The organism is Rummeliibacillus sp. GQ308 (assembly GCF_059759115.1).
Map to the genome: position 1 here is coordinate 1,243,559 of NZ_JCAXDQ010000001.1, position 19,970 is coordinate 1,263,528.

The following is a 19,970-nucleotide window of genomic DNA, read 5'->3' on the forward strand; positions in this document are numbered from 1 at the left end:
AAATGGTTTTCAGACTTCTTTTACTTTTAAGCTATGTACATATTGTGTAAAATAGTAGTAAGAATGACAAAGGGGGGAAGCATCTACGCGTGCGTATGACAAATATGAAAGAAGTAAATTTCCCGAAACCATCTTATGAGGAATGGAAAGAAGCCTCGATAAAAGCATTAAAAGGGAAGCCATTTGAGTCGCTTTTCACTAAAACTATTGAAGGTATTACAATTGAACCGCTTTATACCATGGAAGACTTATTGAATACATTAGATGGAAAATTAGATGCACAAGCTAACACAGTCCGAGAGATGAGGAGTGAAGGTGCTTTTGCGATTGCCCAATCCACCTACGCTGATTGTATTGATGAATACATCTCTGAATTAAAGAATTCTGTATTATTCGGTAATCAATATTTAATGATTGACCAAGTGAGCTTTGAGTGGAGTGAAGAGGCTCTGAAAAAACTCGCAGGATTGCTGAATGACCATCCATTTTTTATACGGACTGCAGATCCAGAAATCCTAAATGTTTTTAACTTTATAGAAAATAAAGAAGCCAAAGGTTTTGTATTATCTAATGAGCACTGTCAAATCAACGGTTTTCAGAATGTTCGAAAGGTAAGCGCTAACATAATGGATGCTCATTACAAAGGGGCAAACGCTGTACAAGAATTAGCCATAGCTCTTGCAATAGCGAGTGAACAAATGGAAAAAGAAACAGATTTTAATCAGCTTGAAAATCAATTTTTCGCTGCCTTTTCAATTGATACACAATTTTTTATGGAGATAGCAAAACTTCGAGCTTTTCGAATACTTTGGAAAGCATTCGCTAAAGCTTACGGTATTGAAAATCCAAAACCTGTAAAGATTTATGCAGAAACATCTCTTAGAAGATTCTCAAAATTAGATCCTTACGTAAACTTGCTACGGGCAGGGAATGAAGCATTTGCTGCAGCTATAGGCGGAGCTGATCTTTTAACAGTACACCCTCATAATATTATAACAAAGCCATCAAGCCAATCAGTTCGGATTGCACGAAATGTGGGCTTGGTAATACGCGAAGAATCGCATGTTACCAAGATAGAGGACCCTTCTGGTGGTGCTTATTATATCGAATCGTTAACGCACGATTTAGCTAAAGAAGCTTGGGGAAAGTTTGTTGAAATTGAAGCAATGGGCGGCTATACACAATATGTAGAAAGTGGCCAAATAGAAAAAGAGCTTGAAGAAACAATGACTAAACGTCTTCTTGAAGTGGAAACAAGGAAAACCATACTTGTTGGCACAAACGATTTTGCTGATGCTAATGAAGAGGCTTCAGTTGAAACATTTTACAAAGTCAAACGTCTTTCAGAACCATTCGAAGGTTTAAGACGAACAATGAAAGATGCAAAAGTCAAAGCAGCAATTTTGCCATTTGGCGATTTGAAAAAGATTAAGCCGCGTATAGATTTCGCTACAGGGGTCTTAGCTACTGCAGGTATGCTTTCTAACGTAATAGAGCCTACAACAGATATAGAAAAAGCTAAGGAGTGGTTAAAAAATAGCAAAGAGGATTATGTCATTTTCTGTGCAACAGATGAGGATACTCTGACTGCAATCCCTGTTTTGTTGGAAGAAAAACCAGCCTCTATTATATTGGATGTGGCGGGGAAATTCGATACCGATTGGCAAGCAAAAGGTTTAAACGGATATTTATACAAAGGCCAAAATATGATTCAAAAGTTGAAGAATATTGCTGAAACATTGAAGGAGGTTCAACGATGAAACCTAATTTTTCAACTGTTCACATAGAAGAAGTTTTGCGTGATGAACTTCCATCAAAAAAACAATCTACATTTATGACTAATGAAAATATAGAAGTTAAAACCAGCTATTCGTTCAATGATATTAAAACCGCAGTGCATCTTCATGATGTAGCAGGAATCGCGCCTAATACAAGAGGACCTTATCCAACTATGTATATTGGCCGTCCATGGACGATTCGGCAATATGCTGGTTTTTCAACTGCAGAGGAATCGAATGCTTTCTATCGCCGAAACTTAGCAATGGGCCAAAAAGGCCTTTCCGTTGCATTTGACCTTGCAACACACCGAGGCTATGATTCTGACCACCCTCGTGTGACGGGGGATGTAGGTAAAGCAGGAGTTGCCATTGATTCTGTTGAAGATATGAAAATTCTATTTGATGGAATCCCGCTTGATCAGATGTCTGTCTCCATGACAATGAATGGTGCAGTGCTACCGGTGCTTGCTTTTTATATAGTAGCTGCTGAAGAACAAGGCATCACTCCAGATAAGCTTGCAGGCACAATCCAAAATGATATTTTAAAAGAGTATATGGTGCGTAATACATATATTTATCCGCCTGAAATGTCGATGAAAATCATCGCTGATATTTTTGAATATACGTCTAAATTTATGCCGAAATTCAATTCTATTTCTATTTCAGGCTATCATATTCAAGAAGCTGGAGCCACAAATGATATTGAGTTAGCTTATACTTTAGCAGATGGACTCGAATATGTCCGTACAGGACTGAAGGCAGGCATTGACATCGATGATTTTGCACCGAGATTGTCTTTCTTCTGGGCGATAGGCATGAATTATTATATGGAAATCGCCAAAATGCGTGCCGCTCGCCGCATATGGGCTCAAATGATGTCTACGTTCAATCCTAAAAATTCAAAGACACTCGCACTTCGCACACATTCACAAACATCTGGCTGGTCTTTAACAGAACAAGACCCGTTTAATAATGTGACACGGACTTTGATTGAAGCCAATGCAGCAACGATGGGGCATACACAGTCACTGCATACAAATGCTTTAGATGAAGCCATCGCACTTCCGACAGATTTTTCTGCTCGGATTGCAAGAAATACACAGCTTTTTCTGCAAAATGAAACACAAATGACCAAAACAATTGATCCGTGGGGCGGTTCTTATTATGTTGAGAAGTTGACTGACGAATTAACAAAGTCTGCATGGACGTTGATTGAGGAAATTGAAGAGCTAGGTGGTATGGCAAAAGCAATTGAAACCGGGCTACCTAAAATGAGAGTTGAGGAAGCATCCGCAAAGCGGCAAGCTAAAATTGATTCTAAAACAGAAACAATCATAGGCGTCAATAAATATCGTTTAGATAAAGAGGATCCTATAGAAATTTTAGATATCGATAATACGATGGTACGTCAATCGCAAATTGATCGAATTCAATTAATGAAAGAAAAACGAGATGAAAAGAAAGTACGCTATGAATTAGATCGCTTAACTCATGCTGCAGAAACAGGGGAGGAAAACTTACTTACAGTAGCTGTAGATGCAGCAAGGGCAAGAGCCACGCTTGGGGAAATTTCGGATGCAATTGAGTCAGCTGCAGGACGACATAAAGCAGTCATCCGCTCTATTAGCGGTGTCTATGCTTCCAACTATTCTGATAAGGAAGCTATCGAAGAGATCAAACAAATGACTGAGGAATTCTTAGAAAATGAGGGAAGACGCCCAAGGATTTTAGTCGCTAAAATGGGCCAAGACGGCCATGATCGCGGAGCTAAAGTTGTTGCTACTGGGTATGCAGACTTTGGTTTTGATGTGGATATATCACCGTTATTTATGACGCCAGAAGAAACCGCACAAATGGCGGCAGAAAATGACGTTCATGTTGTTGGCGTTTCGTCTCTAGCAGCTGGTCATAAAACATTAGTGCCCGCTCTCATTAATGAATTGAAAAAACTAGGCAGAGAAGACATTATCGTGATTGTCGGTGGTGTTATACCTGCTCAAGATTACGAATTTTTATATCAGAGCGGTGCCCAAGCGATCTTTGGACCTGGTACAGTATTGCCTATTGCATCTCAAAAAATGATTGAACTTATCTATAAGAATTTAGGGTACGAGGAAGTAAATGACTGATAAAAAATCAGCATTATTTGTCCAGCCAGGGGTTCAATCGATACATGACGGGATGCAGGAAACCAAACGAAAGAAGTTTGTTAAAAAGACGAAAGTCAAACAGAATCTAGACGAACTAGCTGAAAATATAAGGGAAGGCTCGCGTCTGCATTTGGCAAAAGCCATTACCCTTCTTGAAAGTGCTCATCCAGAAGATCAATCGGATGCGCAGGACTTACTTAAAAAGATGCTTCCCTATACAGGTGCTTCCATTAGAATTGGTATAACTGGTGTTCCAGGAGCGGGGAAAAGCACCTTCATTGAAGCTTTCGGCAAAATGCTCTGTGAAAAAGGACATAGAGTTGCTGTACTCGCTATTGACCCAAGCTCCACAGTCAATGGAGGCAGCATTCTCGGAGATAAGACAAGGATGGAGCAGCTCTCACGTGAGCCCAATGCATTTATCCGTCCGTCTCCTTCAGCGGGGACTTTAGGCGGTGTGCATAAAAAAACAAGAGAAACCATGCTATTATGTGAAGCAGCAGGCTACGATATTGTACTAATCGAAACGATGGGAGTCGGCCAGAGCGAAACAATTGTAAGAGGTATGGTAGATTTCTTTTTACTTCTTGTCCTGACAGGAGCAGGAGATGAACTACAGGGAATGAAAAAAGGCATCATGGAATTAGCAGATACAATTATTGTGCATAAAGCTGATGGGAATAATCTTCGTCCAGCGCAAAGAACCATGTCAGAGTACAAACGAATACAGCATTTTTTACAGCCTGCCACACCTGGGTGGGATACAAGGACACACCTTGTATCCTCTCTTGAAAACAAAGGATTATCAAGAATACAAGAAACGATTGAAGAATTTCGGGAAACCTGTATGAAAACGGGTTTTTGGTCAAGCCGTCGTACCAAACAGACAACTGAATGGTTCCAGGCTATGATTCGAGATCGTTTGATCGACACTTTTTATGCAAATAATGATACAAAACAACGAGTTTCTCAATTTGAAAAACAAATATCTGAAGGACAGATAACTGTATCTCAGGCAGTTGATTTACTATTTTCTGACGAAAAGACTGAGTGAATTTAGCTCGGTTTTTTCGTGCTTCTCGTATGAAAAAAGCTGTTAACGCTTAATCGTAGTTCTCATGCTGTAAATTGAATATAACAATCCAATAAAATCTACATTAAAGTAGGAAACATCTAAAAGAGATATCTACTAAATAAAATATTTTAAATATTAAAAAAATAGTATTGACTGGGGGAAATAAAATATGTTCGCAGCGAAAACAGTAGTTATTACAGGAGCGGCAAAAGGAATAGGTCGATCTATCGCATTAATGTATGCAAGACAACATGCAAATTTAGTGTTGGCTGATATCAATCCTACAGGAGAAGAATTTGCTAAGGAATTGGGTAGCCGTGCCATATTTGTGCAAACGGATGTGCGAAAACTAGAGGATATTATCCATTTGATGAGCGAAACTGTAAACCATTGGGGTAAGATTGATGTTCTAGTCAATAACGCAGGAAAATTCGTGCCTGTATCACCATATGAATCTACTATTGATGAATGGGATGACATAATGAATACCAACCTGAGAAGTGTATTCTTATGTTCTAGAGAAGCAGCAAAATATATGCGAAAACAAGAAAATGGTGGATCCATCGTGTCGATTGCATCAACACGTGCTTTTATGTCTGAACCGAATACAGAAGCATATGCTGCTACAAAAGGAGGCATTGTGGCTTTGACGCATGCCTTAGCACGATCATTCGGACCAGATGGAATTAAGGTCAACTGTATATCTCCAGGCTGGATTGAAACAGAGGATTATGAGGCACTAACCGAAAATGACCATGCAATGCATTTGAGCGGCAGGGTTGGTAAACCCGACGACATTGCCAATGCATGTATATTTCTTACTCATCCTAAAAACGATTTTATTACAGCTCAGAATGTTACCATAGATGGTGGGATGACGAAGAAAATGATGTACGAGGATTAATAAGTTGAAAGGGTAAATGAGAAAATAAGCTCAGTTACTCTTTTTTTCGACATATTTCGCACTACTTATTCATATACTTGCCCTAAAGCTCTATTGGGGGAGGGAAATATGTACAAAAAGTATATATTCTTCTTAATTATTCTATGTTTTAGTGCAATGCCGTTCACAAATATAGCTAGTGCTAATTTTGAAAATGATGGAGAAATAGATGGGAACCTAAGAAGCACCATAGTACAAGAGTTACCCGCTGCTGATGTCAGTATGGTCATTCGTAATTTAGAAGGGCAAATTATATTTAATTATAATGGGGATAGGTCACAAAAACCTGCTTCAAATTTGAAACTTTTCACAGCAGCAGCGGCTTTAAGTGAGCTAGGGGAAAATTATCGTTTCAAAACGAATGTCTTTATGGATGGAATAGTGAAAAAAGGTGTTTTGCAAGGCGATTTGTATCTTCAAGGAAAAGGTGATCCTACTCTTTCTATGAACGACTTGAAAGAACTGGCCGCATTTCTTCATAGTCAAGGATTAAAGAAAATTAATGGACGTATTGTAGCTGATGATTTCTATTTTGATCAAAAATTGCTTACTCCGCACATTGAAAAAGAAGACCAATCTTATTATTATGCTGCCCCTGTCACAGCATTAATGATTTCACCTAACAAAGATTACGATGCAGCTTCCGTCCTAATAGAGGCAAAGGGTAACAAAGAGGGGAAAAAGCCTACATTGCACATAGAACCTGCTAAAGGAGAACTACTTATTCGTAATGAGGCAAAAACAGTTGCATATGGACAGCCGAATACGCTCAAAATAGAAAGGGCATTTGGAACACGTAAAGTGTATATTACAGGTAATTTGCCAAGGGAACAGACAGTAAGAGAATGGATAGCTGTTCCACAGCCAACAAAACAGACGATGACATTATTTAAAGAGGCATTAAAAAGTCAGCAAGTAGACTTTACAGATACCACATTTTACAGAGCCGTACCTCCGAAAAACGCACACCTTATTGCACAGAAGCAGTCGGTGCCTTTAAAAGATATAATGATTCCATATATGAAGTTGAGTAATAATAGTATCTCCAATGTTTTAGTAAAGACCCTCGGAAAAGAAGTGAAAAAACGTGGTAGTACTCCTGCTGGTCTGAAAACAATAAAGAAATATGCAGCATCTGCTCACATCCCTATAAATAATGCTGTGTTGGACGATGGGTCGGGTTTATCGCAAGAAAATCGTTTGACGGCAGAGGATTTAACTGAATTATTATATAAGATTTATAAAGACGAAAAGTGGTTTAATACGTATTTTAATAGTTTGCCAATCGCGGGGAAGAATGATCGCCTAACAGGGGGATCCCTCCAAAATCGACTGACCTCTCCTCTGACAAATGGGCGTGTATTTGCAAAAACAGGTTCTATTGAAAATGTAAATACTTTAAGTGGTTATTTCATTGGACAAAGTGGCAAAATGTATATCTTTAGCTTGCTTGTCGAAAATCAAGAAGATTCTGTAGAGGAAATTGATCATATTCTAACGGAAGCTGCGCATGTTCTATAATCTGAAACGATCATTTTGAAAAGTGGACGAACACCTGTTATAGTAATAGTGATGTAAAAAAAGGAGCGAATACACATGAATATGGATTACGATTTATTTATGCAAGATATGCTGCGTCAAGCTCGCAGTGAATTGTCTGGAAACGGTTATGAAGAATTAAAAACAGCCGAACAAGTAGAGGATGCTTTCAACCGTCCTGGAACTACTTTTGTTATGGTCAATTCTGTTTGCGGCTGTGCAGGGGGTATTGCACGCCCAGCAGCAGTACACGCGATTAATTATGATAAACGTCCTGATCATCTAGTAACCGTATTTGCAGGCCAAGACCAAGAAGCTACTGCACAAGCACGTATGCACTTTGGTGACGACCATATCCCTTCATCTCCATCATTTGTGATGCTGAAAGATGGGCAGCCAGTGGCTGAAATTGGCCGTCATGAAATTGAAGGACATGATCCTATGTCTGTAATCACTTCGATCCAAGCGTATTTTGAAGAGTTTTGTGATGAAGTATAATTGAAATGTAATAAGAGCTTCCTCTTTTGGAAGCTTTTTTGTTTTGATAAACTAATAGGCGGTATGCTTCCTTCTCATTTAGATCTATCATTTCTTCAAGAAAGAATATATTAAAAGATGAATAATTTTTAGAAGCTCTCCATACTCTATGAATAACGGAAAATCGTAGAGGAGGGAAAGAATGATAGATATAAAAGAATATACAGATGATGTGGCTACTCTATTGATAAAGGATATACAGCAAGAGATTCACCGATTAACGGAAGAAGCAGTGAAATCTATTCAACAACAAAGAGTTCTATCTCAAAAAAGACGGTTATTAATTGAAAGCTTTGATAGCATCAGCAGTGCCATGACACAATTATTTATTAAAGAATTGGTAATGGGGATGGATCAAGAAATTGCCATATTAGACGAAAAGATTCATAAATGTGAAGCTCATAAAGAATACTATAACGACATCTTAGAAGTAGTAAGAATTTAACGGAGCCCTGTCATTTCAGTATAGAGGTAATAGTATAGTAAACTATGAGTGTAAAGAAGTGAATCTAAACTTATAAAGGGAGATTTCAGAATGAAAATCAATGACCAAGTAAGAGAAGAACTTTTAACAGAAATCAGTGGCATATCTGATGAAAATTTAAATAAAAAACCTTCATCAGAAGAATGGTCTATCAAGGAAATTGTAGAGCATTTATACTTGTTGGAGTCAAATATAGCGATGATGATAAAGCAAAATGCAAAAAAAGGGGAGAATGCTACAGTAAGTCATAAACCTATTGAAGCAACTGTTAATCGCGATGTTAAAGTCAACGCTCCTGCCACTGCATTACCATCTGATAAATTTGCTAGCATAAATGAGCTGGAAGAGAAATTATCAACCTCACATCAGCAGTTAGAAGATGTAGAAAAATCAGTAGACGTACAAATACTTAAACAAAAAGCATTTCCTCACCCTGCTTTTGGACTGATGAGTCTCGATCAATGGATTCCTTTTGTTGGCTACCATGAAAAAAGGCATATTCTACAAATACAAGAAGTTAAGCAAAAGCTAGGACTATAAAAAAAGAGCAGACTGCTATTTAAAGAGTCTGCTCTTTTATTATCGAATCATTGCTAAACCGAATGTTAGAATGGACATGACCATAATAAGAGCCATTAATATAACGACTACTTTTTGAATAGTTTTATTGCTCATTGTTCTCTCTCCTTTTTACCGCTATATAAATTCTTTAATCCATATCCTCAAGAGGACAAAGACAGAATACCCTCAACATACGGAAAACAGAACCTAAATTTAAGTTTCACTTGTTTCGCTGATCTCTTAAAAATATTTTACCAAATCTCATTCAATAAACAAGTATTAGTAGAGTTTTCTGAATAATTCAGCTACAATAGACTAGAATACAAAAGGGGTGTCAGCATTGAAAAACATAGATCATATAGGCATTGCCGTTAAAAATTTAGATGAACGTACTACATATTATACAAATGTATTAGGAATGAAATTATTAAATATTGAAGAAGTAGAGTCAGAGGGAGTGCGAGTTGCATTTATAGATGCAAACAATACGCATATAGAATTACTTGAGCCGCTTACAAATGAAAGCGCTATATATAAATATTTAGAAAAGAGAGGAGAAGGTATACATCATATCGCTCTTTTAGTAGAAAACATTGAGGAAGAAATGGAAAGGATGCGAAAAGAAGGAGCAACCCTTTTATCAGAGAAGCCAAAGAACGGCGCGGGCAGGGCAAAGGTTGCTTTTATTCATCCTAAATCATCGAATGGCGTTCTTTATGAATTAGTCGAACGTAACGAAAAGAAGGAGAGTTAACACATGGATATGTATGACAAAATTAATGAATTATATGATAGAAAAAGAGAAATTGAGCTTGGGGGCGGCGAATCTCGCATTGATAAACAGCATGAAAAAGGTAAATTAACAGCACGTGAACGCATTGATTTGCTACTGGATGAAGGGACATTTGTAGAAATTAATCCCTTTGTTCATCACAGGACAGTTGATTTTGACATGGCAGAAAAAAAGGGACCAGGAGATGGCGTAGTAACAGGCTACGGCAAGGTTAACGGACGTCCGGTATATGTATTTTCTCAAGATTTCACCGTATTTGGCGGGGCGCTTGGCGAGATGCATGCGAAAAAGATTGCTAATGTAATGGATTTAGCTGCAAAAAATGGTGCTCCATTTATTGGTATCAATGATTCCGGGGGTGCCCGCATTCAAGAAGGTGTGTTATCGCTTGATGGCTATGGACATATCTTCTATCGGAACTCTATTTATTCAGGCGTCATCCCTCAAATTTCGGTTATTATGGGACCCTGTGCAGGGGGAGCGGTTTATTCACCTGCTATTACGGACTTTATATTTATGGTTGATAATACATCCCAAATGTTTATTACAGGACCGAAAGTTATTGAAACTGTGACAGGTGAAAAAATTACTTCAGAGGGACTCGGCGGTGCCAAAGTCCATAATACTATAAGTGGCAATGCTCATTTTCGAGCGTCTGAAGAACCGGATGCACTTGAACAGGTGAAACAGTTACTTAGTTATTTGCCGCAAAATAATAGAGAGAAAACGCCAACTCAACGACGTGAAGATTCTTCAAACGACGATAATTTCCGTTCAGAATTACTAGACATTGTACCAGTTGATCAAACAAAAGCTTATGACGTTAGGAAAGTTATTGAACAAGTGGTGGATGCAAATTCATTTATGGAAGTGCAGAAAGAATTTGCAAAAAATGTGGTTGTTGGATTTGGACGAATTGATGGTGAATCAGTGGGACTTGTATGCAATCAGCCTAAAGTACTTGCTGGCGGGCTTGATATCGACTCATCCGATAAACTGGCACGTTTTGTTCGTACATGTGACTCTTTCAATATTCCGATCATTACATTTGAAGATGTATCAGGCTTTTTCCCTGGAGTTAAACAAGAGCATGGCGGCATCATTCGTCATGGCGCAAAAATTCTCTTTGCCTATTCAGAAGCGACGGTACCTAAAATAACTGTCATTCTAAGAAAAGCTTATGGTGGTGCTTATGTTGCACTGAATTCTAAATCTATTGGAGCGGATATGGTATATGCATGGCCAAATGCTGAAATTGCAGTAATGGGAGCGTCTGGAGCAGCTAATATTATCCATGCCTCTGAAATTGCAGGCGCAAGTGACCCAGAAGCGATGCGTACGAAAAAAATAGATGAATATAAAGAAAAGTTTGCCAATCCATATGTGGCGGCATCACACGGATTAGTAGATGATGTAATTGATCCGCGAGAAACACGTATAAAGCTTATGCAGTCACTTGAAATGCTTCGCTCCAAGCAAGAAACACGGCCATATAAAAAGCATGGCAATATTCCTCTATAACAAGTAAACTAAATGTTAATGTTGCCTGCTGAGGCAACTACATAGGTGTTTGGACTGAATTATGATAAACTATTTATTGAAACTTTAAACAGTGGGACTATTACTTTTCCACTGTGCTTAAAGCATACCCATCCTAACAGTTAAGGCAGTTATTTTTCATTAGGAATTTTGACTTCGCAGTAAGTTAAGGGTTTAAAGTACCATTTTTATTACATAAATAAAGGAGTCTTGCAACATGCCAAGCCGTATTGTAGAAGAATTTATGGAATTAGTTCAAATCGATTCCGAAACATATCATGAGGAAAAAATCTCGCCTGTATTGATTAGTAAATTAGAAGCATTAGGTTTTGATGTTTTTGAAGATGATTCAGCGAGCCGCAATGGTCATGCATCAGGAAACTTAATTGCAACATTAAAAGGCTCATTAACAGATGTTCAGCCGATTTACTTCACATGCCATATGGATACTGTTGTGCCTGGTGTAGGTATTAAACCAGTAATTAAAGAAGATGGATATATTTATTCAGATGGTACAACTATTCTTGGAGCAGATGATAAAGCAGGAATTGCTGGACTGCTTGAATTAGCTAAACGCTTAAAAGAAGAAAATATTGAGCATGGCGACATCGAATTCATCATTACAGCTGGTGAAGAATCAGGTCTTGAAGGAGCAAAAGAATTAGACCCTAACAAAATCACTGCTAAATATGGTTTTGCAGTAGATTCTGACGGTAAGGTAGGGGGCATTGTTACAGCAGCTCCATTCCAAACAAAAATCTTTGCTACATTAAAAGGAAAAACAGCGCACGCTGGTGTAGAACCTGAAAAAGGTGTATCTGCTATTACTATAGCTGCAAAAGCAATTGCCAAAATGAAGTTGGGCCGAATCGATTCTGAAACAACTGCAAATATCGGTCGTTTTGAAGGCGGTAAAGCTACAAATATTGTCTGTGATGAAGCATCTGTATTAGCAGAGTGTCGTTCACTTGTAGAAGAAAAGTTAATTCAACAAGAAAATCATATGAAGGAAGCATTTGAAACAGCTGCAAAAGAATTGGGCGGCGAAGCAGAAGTAGAAGTTGCACGTATGTATCCTGGCTTCAAATTTGGTCCGGATGATTTAGTTGTACAAATTGCACAAGAAGCTGCAAGCAATATTGGACGTGAACCAAAATTAATGCAATCAGGTGGCGGCAGCGACGCCAATGTAATCGCAGGCTTTGGCATACCAACAGTTAACTTGGCATTGGGCTATGAAAATATTCACACAACATCCGAAAGAATGCCTATTGAAGAGCTAGAAAAATTGGCTGAGCTTCTTGTAGAAATCGTAAAATGTTCTGCTAAAGTGAAATAGAGGGAAAGCAAATATGAAAGTTATCGTTTTTTCATGTGGTAAAGAAGAATATGCAGTGCCGGTTGAACGTGTGGACGCAATAGAAAAGGCGGAACATATTACGCCTATTCCGCATCTTCCTGAATATTTAGTTGGTTTTTCAAAGATTAGAGGCGAGTTGCGGCCCATTTTAGATTGTGAGCGCATTTTATATCAGAGAAATGCCGATTTATCGACTGCAAAAGTGATAGTCATTCAATCAGACGAATTAATATTTGGTTTAATGGTGGCGGATGCTAAAGAAATTCTAGACATTGAAGAATCTGCTCTGAAACAAGTTGGGCTTGTTAATTATGCCAAAACTCAATTCTTTGAGGCAGTAGCAAACCTAGATGATCGATTGATTACATTGATTTCGCCAGATGTGCTAGTTGATACATTGGAAGGAATTAAAGATATTAAAGCTTACTTGCAACACCTTAAAGACGAAGAAGTCCAAATATAAAAACCATTATTATTTGAGCCATAAGCTTCCATTGCTTATGGCTCTTTTTGTTTTTTAGTTCATACAACCAATAGCGATGATATGAGCCAATCTGCTTCCTCTTTTAGCAAACAAGAGTAAAGCGTATAAATCTAATTATATTGCTAAAAATAGGCGTGATAAGAAAGGCAGGGATTCTGATGGAAATTCCTTCACGTATTGGGTCGCAAAGCGATGATAATAAGGAAAAGAAGCTCTCCTGGTGGCAGCTATCACTTGTTGGAGTAGGAAGTATAATTGGGACCGGTTATTTTCTGGGCTCAGGAATAGGTATAACAAAAACAGGGCCGTCTATTATGATTGCATTCATTTTAGCAGGCTTAGGTACTTATATTGTAATGGATGCTCTCGGTAAAATGTCTGCGCATAATCCACAAAAAGGTTCATTTCGCTCATATGCAAAGATAGCTTACGGCAATTGGGCAGGATTTAGTAGCGGATGGGTTTATTGGTTTTCAGAAATTCTTATTACCGGTAGTCAATTGACTGCCCTGTCATTACTTACTCGTTTTTGGTTTCCTTCTGTTCCTTTATGGATTTTTGCATCAATTTATGCAATTCTCGGTGTGCTAGTCGTAGTGATTGGTACGAAAGGATTTGAAAAAATTGAAAATATATTTGCTGTCATTAAGGTAGCTGCGATTTTCATGTTTATTATTTTGGCCATCGCAGTTATATTCGGCTTATTTGGCGGCAGCAAAAATGATTTTAGCATGCCGAGTAATTTAAAAGAATTTTCTCCTTATGGTCTTATGGGTCTATGGGGTGCACTTATATTCGGCTTTTATGCATTTGGCGGTATTGAAATCATGGGTATCCTCTCCACAAGGCTAAAAAATAAAGAAGATGTTAAGAAATCAGGCAACGTGATGTTAGCTATACTCACAACCATTTATCTAATATCCATTTTCCTCGCATCCTCGTTAGCGGCCTTGGAAAAATTCAATGCAAAAGAAAGCCCATTTGCTATCGCACTGGATCCATACCAGCTATCGTTTTTCCCACATGTTTTTAACGGAGCTATTATTATCGCCGGTTTTTCGACAATGGCAGCATCATTATTTGCAGTAACAAGCATGTTAGTAACGATGTCTGAAGACTCAGATGCGCCAAAAATCTTTTCTAAACAAGGAAAACTGAAAGTGCCCCCATTTGCTCTTGGATTGACGATTTGTGGATTGATAGCTTCTATTATATTTTCAAGGATTATGCCAGACCGAGTATATGAATACATCACTACTGCCGCCGGTCTTATGCTTTTATACAATTGGCTTTTTATTTTAATTTCTTTGCCAAAGATCGTGAAGGCAACCAGTTTTGATCATATCAAACGCTTTGTTGGCATGGCGTTAATTCTTGTAGCAATAAGCGGGACACTGCTTCATAAGTCAACAAGAATGGGTTTTTATATGAGTTTATTATTTGTAGCCTTTGTTGCAATTGTGCTGATTATTCGCCATTTCACTCAGAAAAAAGGTACTAAAAAGAAAGTAAATAGTTATCCAAAAGGCATTTAGAAGAACATTAGTTTTATGGCTTGAATGCCAAAATAAAGACCGAATCCAATTAAAGATAATCCGGAAATGAAAGAAATGGCCACTAACAGCTTTCCAGCAACAAATTTTTTAAAGCTACTAGCAGTCAAAGCCATTGTCACATCCCACAGCAATAATCCTAAAAAGATAGCGAAACTATAGAGGGCAATGTGCATATTATCATTTTCGGAAATGGTCTTTGCTAATATCGAACCATAAATACCTAACCAAAATAGGATTGTTAGTGGATTTGAGATGGACATAAAAAACCCAGAGAAGAAAGATTTTGACAATGAAGCGTTATTTTTTTTTGGTGTAACTTGTACATTACCAGCACTAACCATACTCTCAATGCCTGTATAAATAAGCACAAAACATCCAAAAGACCATAATAGAGTTTGCATAAAAGGCGTATCAAGAAACTGTACGACCCCTAAATAGACGACAAGCATATAAATCCCGTCAGCAAGAATGGCACCTAAACCAACGAACCATGAATGCAAGAAACCGAATTTCAACGCTTTGTCCAATTGTGCCGCATTTACAGGACCAATTGGTGCAGCTAAGGATAAACCTAGAAAAATATAGCTAAAAAAAATCCCCATTAAGTATCTCCTTCAAGAAAAGTGTTTAGTACATGCTATTCAAAAGCTGTCCATTCTACAACTATTATTTAGAGGAATCTATGATGAAATTAATTAAAGGGAGTTGAAAATAGAATGCCACTATATGTTTATCAAACGTTTGAAATGAAACAAGAAAAATTCAAGGAAGCTGTTGAGAACTTACAGGAATTAAAAAAATACCGCAATGAAAATTATCATCACATTGTCGATATTCTACTGCCGATTGTTGGAGAAGATTACACGTATGCACTTTTAGCAACATATGATGGCTTGGCTGAAATGGAACTACAAAATAAAAAAATGTACGATGATGACAAATATTTAGAATTGGTTGGTTCATTTTTCTTGGAGAATGTTGTTCAGGGCAGTATGAAGACAATGGTTTACCGCTCAATGAACGATAACAAAGAGCAGCAAGGGAAAAAGGAAGAATAAATTTAATGTCCAAGGACGCAGTGGGAGCAATGATTCTTTTCTGAAAGAAAGGGTAATAGATCACAAACAGAATTAGAAAGGAGATTAAGTATGGAACAAGAGATGAAGTATGGCAATGATTATAAATTCATCCCTGCTACTTCCGTTGCAAGTGGAAAAGGGGTCGAGGTGCTCCCTGATCTTTATATGTATACAACACAGATTGCAAATATTTGCTTAGTCGGCGAGCCGAATAGCAATGAGTTTGTACTAGTAGATGCAGGGGTTCCAAAGCAAGCTGACAAGATTATAGCAGAGGTAGAGGAACGTTTTGGCAAAGAGAATAAACCAAAGGCGATTATTCTTACACATGGCCATTTCGATCATGTCGGATCTATTATTGAACTGATCGAAAAGTGGGAAGTCCCTGTATATGCACACGAATTGGAGATGCCTTACCTAACAGGAGCAATGAATTATCCCCATCCCGATGCTAGTTCAGATCCTGGGTTAGTTGCAAAAATGTCGCCTATGTTTCCGAACGATGCGATTAACTTAGGCAATCATGTGCAAGCATTGCCAACAGATGGGAGTGTGCCTTTCTTACCCGAGTTTCGCTGGATTCATACACCAGGCCATACGCGAGGTCATGTCTCATTCTTCAGAGATAAAGACCGTGCCTTAATCGCAGGGGATGCGTTTATAACAGTTAAGCAAGAATCTCTGACAAGTGTGATTTCGCAAAAAGAGGAAATTAGCGGGCCACCCAAATATCTGACGCAAGACTTTGCTGAAGCATTAAAGTCGATAAAAAAGTTAATACAATTAAAGCCTGAAGTGGCAATCACAGGACACGGCGTAGCAATGTCAGGTCAAGAATTAAGAGATGGTCTGGATCACCTTGTCCATCATTACGCTGAATATGCAAAGCCTAATCAATAAATCATCAGCAAGCGGAAATCTCGCTTGCTTTTTTATCGAAAAAAAATTTGGTATACTAAATAGAGAACGTGTGATCGATGGAGGGATTGTATGAATGGTCGTGGAAGGATTATATTTCATATTGACATGAATAGTTTTTATGCTTCTGTTGAACAAGCATACCATCCTGAATTAAAGGGGAAGCCTGTAGCCATTGCTGGTAATCCTAGCGAAAGGAAAGGGATACTCGTTACTTGTTCTTATGAAGCAAGGGCAAAAGGCATTTTTACGACAATGGCTGTATGGGAAGCAAAGAGACAGTGTCCAAATCTTATTGTACTGCCACCAAACTTTGAACGATATCGCCATGCGTCAAAAGCGATGTTCGATATCTTACGCTCATACACCGACCTTGTTGAGCCTGTATCGATCGATGAAGGCTATGTAGATGTAACGGAAATTGCACATGGAATTGAAGCAATACAACTAGCGGAAATGATTCAAACACGTATATTGCATGAGCTTGATTTGCCTTGTTCAATTGGCATAGCGCCGAACAAGTTTTTAGCAAAAACAGCTTCTGATATGAAAAAGCCCATGGGCATTACAATCCTACGGAAGCGCGATGTTGAAAAAATGCTGTGGCATTTGCCTGTCATTGAGATGCACGGTGTTGGATCTAGCACTTCCAACAAACTAAAAGAAATCGGGATTGCAACAATTGGCGATTTAGCGAGAAGCGAAGATTATTTATTGAAAGCGAATCTTGGAAAAAATGGCCTTCGATTGAAGAATAGAGCTCAAGGAATAGATCAAAGGGAAGTCGATCCTAATTCTATTTACGACACTAAATCAGTTGGGCACTCCGTGACATTTCCTTCTGATTTAATGATTCTTTCAGAGCTTCAAGCTGCTATAGAAGAACTATGTACGCGTGTAGCTAAAAGGTTGGATGCGAAGAAATTAGCAGGGCATACGGTCTCCATTTTAATTAGAGATGCAGATTGGCATAATTATACACGGAGCAAAACTTCACAAAACGCTATTTTTAAGAAAAAAGATATTGAAGTAATCGCACTCTCCCTCATTGAAAAACATTGGAATGGAAATCCTGTACGCCTGCTTGGTGTGACAGTTAGCAATGTAGTAGATCAGTCAGATACAGTAGAACAACTATCTCTTTTTACATATGAAAAATACGCAAAAGAGGAGCCAATTCGTAAAGTTGTTGAAGAATTGCAATATAAATTCGGCAAGGATAAGATTACAAAAGGCATTAAACATGCAAAAAAAACTACCTATGAATCAAAAACAAGCTTTAGCAAAGATTTTTTAGATGATCATCGAGAGAGGGGATAATAGATGCAAATCCAATTTTTAGGAACGGGTGCTGGCATGCCATCAAAAGGAAGAAATGTAAGCTCGCTTGCACTCAAATTATTAGAAGAAAGAGGGACTATTTGGCTTTTTGACTGTGGAGAAGCTACACAGCACCTCGTATTACACACAACAATTAAACCACGTAAAATTGATAAAATCTTTATCACACACTTGCATGGCGACCATATTTTTGGGCTGCCTGGATTTCTTGGATCTCGCTCCTTTTTAGGAGGAGATGGACCTTTAACCATATATGGACCAAAAGGCATTGAGGAATGGATTCTGCTTACGTTCAAAATTACAGGCACACATTTGGGTTATCCTATTCGCTTTGTAGAAGTGAATGAAGGAATTATATTTGAAGATGAGCAATTTATAGTTAAGGCAATGCCATTAGAGCATGTGGTACCAAGCTATGGTTATAGAATTGAGCAAAAACAGCAAAAGGGTACCCTTCTCATGGATAAAGCTGTTGCACTTGGCGTACCTAAAGGGCCATTATTGGGAAGACTTAAGAATGGAGAAGACATTGTATTAGAGGATGGGACAGTTGTCAGAAGTATAGAAGTCACCGAAGAGCCTAAGAAAGGTTTTACGGTCACCATATTAGGGGACACTATGTATTCTGAAAATAGTGTCAGACTTAGTGAAGAAGCCGATGTTTTGATTCATGAGAGTACGTTTGATGCTTCTCTTGAAGAAGGAGCGGCTGCTTACGGGCACTCAACCAATCTAATTGCAGCCAAGGTTGCACAAAAAGCAAGGGTTAAAAATTTGCTATTAAACCATATTAGTGCGCGTTACTTATCTGAAGACGCATCAAAAATGGTTCATGAAGTAAGAAAGATTATTCCGAATGCTTATATTGTGAAGGACCTCGATGAATTTACCTGGCTACATGGAGAATTAAAACAAACATTAAAAAATTAATATGATTAATTTTAGATGAATGCTGGAATTCAGCAAATAAAATAGAAAAATGCCCAAATATGCATTTGGGCAAAGCGAAACTGAAAAAGGTGGGAGTGTCTATATTTTGAGCCTTCAGACAAAGGGCGTTGCCTGAAGTTATAGGAGGAATTTTCCAAGTGACTAAACGCGCAAATGGCTTCACCAAAGCCATGGCTGTTATCACTTGGATTATTAGTAGTATATTCTTTTCACGAGAAGCTGTTTGTGCGGTTGTCTAGTGATATCAAATCAATTCTGTTATAACTGGTACTCTAGTTACCCTAGTTGAACCATAAATGAGTAAAAACATTAATACAACTAGCATGACAGCATTCGAAAAAGCTCCACTTCCAAAAATATTATTATTCATATTATTCAAGAATCATCACCTTTTTGTGTGCGTTGTTGAAAAACATCAAAAACATCGTTCCATCCATTAGTGCCATGCGAAAAATTATTAGGGTTATTATTTTTATTATCATCACCAGTCTTAAATTTCCCTATTAATGTCACTATAAGTGCTGGTGATTCACGGAATAGCTGAACTCCATCCACTTTTAACTTCCCTGAAAGTAATAAAGCAGCTACCACGACATCCAATGGTTTACCACTTGTTAAATCTTCTAAGCTATAGTCATTTACGGCCGGATGTTTTTTGAAGTTGGAAGAGGATGAATTACTGCTTTTTCTTCTGTTTTCTGAATTATTATTTCCACTCATTCAAAAAACACCTCCTTTTTATTGTGCAAATGAGAATTAAAACGAAATGAATACATAATTATTTATGCTTCCTTCCTCTCCTTAGTATATGAGTAGGACGACAAATGAATTGGTTTAATGCCTGCTTAATTTATTAAGGAAATAACATAGTTTATGCAATAT

The 19,970-nt window shown here is 38.0% G+C and carries 20 protein-coding genes; 17 read left to right on the forward strand and 3 right to left on the reverse strand.

The window, feature by feature from the left end:
* Positions 1-95: 95 nt before the first annotated feature.
* The 8 genes from AC6CHJ_RS06095 (at position 96) to AC6CHJ_RS06130 (ending at position 9,046) form a co-directional block, all read left to right on the forward strand.
* Positions 96-1,760: a methylmalonyl-CoA mutase family protein gene (locus AC6CHJ_RS06095; protein WP_392995641.1), complete on the forward strand. Its 1,665-nt coding sequence runs from the start codon at positions 96-98 to the stop codon at positions 1,758-1,760.
* Positions 1,757-3,907, forward strand: a complete 2,151-nt coding sequence (gene scpA / locus AC6CHJ_RS06100) for a methylmalonyl-CoA mutase (RefSeq protein WP_498287676.1) — start codon at positions 1,757-1,759, stop codon at positions 3,905-3,907. The genes AC6CHJ_RS06095 and scpA overlap by 4 nt, the downstream gene beginning before the upstream one ends.
* Positions 3,900-4,982 (forward strand): methylmalonyl Co-A mutase-associated GTPase MeaB, encoded by a 1,083-nt coding sequence (gene meaB, locus AC6CHJ_RS06105; protein WP_147193597.1) that lies wholly within the window; start codon positions 3,900-3,902, stop codon positions 4,980-4,982. Before scpA ends, meaB begins: the two co-directional genes overlap by 8 nt.
* A 190-nt stretch (positions 4,983-5,172) precedes the next feature.
* Positions 5,173-5,907, forward strand: coding sequence for an SDR family NAD(P)-dependent oxidoreductase (locus AC6CHJ_RS06110; RefSeq protein ID WP_147193596.1), 735 nt, complete (start codon positions 5,173-5,175; stop codon positions 5,905-5,907).
* Between the two features lie 108 nt (positions 5,908-6,015).
* Positions 6,016-7,467 carry a D-alanyl-D-alanine carboxypeptidase/D-alanyl-D-alanine endopeptidase gene (gene dacB, locus AC6CHJ_RS06115; RefSeq protein ID WP_498287679.1) on the forward strand — a complete coding sequence of 484 codons (1,452 nt, stop codon included), beginning with the start codon at positions 6,016-6,018 and terminating at the stop codon, positions 7,465-7,467.
* Between the two features lie 75 nt (positions 7,468-7,542).
* Positions 7,543-7,983, forward strand: a complete 441-nt coding sequence (locus AC6CHJ_RS06120) for a BrxA/BrxB family bacilliredoxin (protein WP_147193594.1) — start codon at positions 7,543-7,545, stop codon at positions 7,981-7,983.
* Positions 7,984-8,164: 181 nt separating this feature from the next.
* Positions 8,165-8,467 (forward strand): hypothetical protein, encoded by a 303-nt coding sequence (locus tag AC6CHJ_RS06125; RefSeq protein ID WP_498287682.1) that lies wholly within the window; start codon positions 8,165-8,167, stop codon positions 8,465-8,467.
* A 90-nt stretch (positions 8,468-8,557) separates the two neighbouring features.
* Entirely contained in the window at positions 8,558-9,046 is a 489-nt protein-coding gene (locus tag AC6CHJ_RS06130) for a DinB family protein (protein ID WP_498287684.1), read from the forward strand.
* A 39-nt stretch (positions 9,047-9,085) separates the two neighbouring features.
* On the opposite strand, the gene prli42 is transcribed toward AC6CHJ_RS06130, so the two are convergent.
* Positions 9,086-9,181: a stressosome-associated protein Prli42 gene (gene prli42 / locus AC6CHJ_RS06135; RefSeq protein ID WP_150284233.1), complete on the reverse strand. Its 96-nt coding sequence runs from the start codon at positions 9,179-9,181 to the stop codon at positions 9,086-9,088.
* Positions 9,182-9,407: 226 nt separating this feature from the next.
* Here prli42 and mce point away from each other — a divergent pair, with 226 nt between their 5' ends.
* From mce to AC6CHJ_RS06160, 5 genes are all read left to right on the forward strand, one after another.
* The gene (gene mce / locus AC6CHJ_RS06140; RefSeq protein ID WP_498287687.1) at positions 9,408-9,821 is read left to right on the forward strand and encodes a methylmalonyl-CoA epimerase; all 414 of its coding nucleotides are present in this window, start codon (positions 9,408-9,410) and stop codon (positions 9,819-9,821) included.
* A gap of 3 nt (positions 9,822-9,824) precedes the next feature.
* Positions 9,825-11,381 (forward strand): acyl-CoA carboxylase subunit beta, encoded by a 1,557-nt coding sequence (locus tag AC6CHJ_RS06145; RefSeq protein ID WP_147193590.1) that lies wholly within the window; start codon positions 9,825-9,827, stop codon positions 11,379-11,381.
* Positions 11,382-11,616: 235 nt separating this feature from the next.
* Positions 11,617-12,738, forward strand: coding sequence for a M20/M25/M40 family metallo-hydrolase (locus AC6CHJ_RS06150; RefSeq protein WP_066786748.1), 1,122 nt, complete (start codon positions 11,617-11,619; stop codon positions 12,736-12,738).
* A gap of 13 nt (positions 12,739-12,751) precedes the next feature.
* Positions 12,752-13,222: a chemotaxis protein CheW gene (locus AC6CHJ_RS06155; protein ID WP_150284237.1), complete on the forward strand. Its 471-nt coding sequence runs from the start codon at positions 12,752-12,754 to the stop codon at positions 13,220-13,222.
* Between the two features lie 179 nt (positions 13,223-13,401).
* Complete coding sequence (locus AC6CHJ_RS06160) at positions 13,402-14,778, forward strand: amino acid permease (RefSeq protein WP_392994201.1); 1,377 nt, start codon at positions 13,402-13,404, stop codon at positions 14,776-14,778.
* On the opposite strand, the gene AC6CHJ_RS06165 is transcribed toward AC6CHJ_RS06160, so the two are convergent.
* Positions 14,775-15,401, reverse strand: a complete 627-nt coding sequence (locus AC6CHJ_RS06165; protein WP_147193588.1) for a LysE family transporter — start codon at positions 15,399-15,401, stop codon at positions 14,775-14,777. The genes AC6CHJ_RS06160 and AC6CHJ_RS06165 overlap by 4 nt on opposite strands.
* A gap of 114 nt (positions 15,402-15,515) precedes the next feature.
* On the opposite strand from AC6CHJ_RS06165, the gene AC6CHJ_RS06170 reads away from it, so the two are divergent.
* The 4 genes from AC6CHJ_RS06170 (at position 15,516) to rnz (ending at position 19,067) form a co-directional block, all read left to right on the forward strand.
* On the forward strand, positions 15,516-15,857 hold the full coding sequence (locus tag AC6CHJ_RS06170) for a hypothetical protein (protein WP_392994195.1): 342 nt from the start codon (positions 15,516-15,518) through the stop codon (positions 15,855-15,857).
* Positions 15,858-15,947: 90 nt separating this feature from the next.
* Positions 15,948-16,778, forward strand: a complete 831-nt coding sequence (locus AC6CHJ_RS06175) for an MBL fold metallo-hydrolase (RefSeq protein WP_498287691.1) — start codon at positions 15,948-15,950, stop codon at positions 16,776-16,778.
* Between the two features lie 90 nt (positions 16,779-16,868).
* On the forward strand, positions 16,869-18,116 hold the full coding sequence (locus AC6CHJ_RS06180) for a DNA polymerase IV (RefSeq protein WP_249775864.1): 1,248 nt from the start codon (positions 16,869-16,871) through the stop codon (positions 18,114-18,116).
* A 3-nt stretch (positions 18,117-18,119) separates the two neighbouring features.
* On the forward strand, positions 18,120-19,067 hold the full coding sequence (gene rnz / locus AC6CHJ_RS06185) for a ribonuclease Z (RefSeq protein WP_498287694.1): 948 nt from the start codon (positions 18,120-18,122) through the stop codon (positions 19,065-19,067).
* Positions 19,068-19,463: 396 nt separating this feature from the next.
* On the opposite strand, the gene AC6CHJ_RS06190 is transcribed toward rnz, so the two are convergent.
* Complete coding sequence (locus tag AC6CHJ_RS06190; RefSeq protein ID WP_066786769.1) at positions 19,464-19,808, reverse strand: hypothetical protein; 345 nt, start codon at positions 19,806-19,808, stop codon at positions 19,464-19,466.
* Between the last annotated feature and the right edge of the window lie 162 nt (positions 19,809-19,970).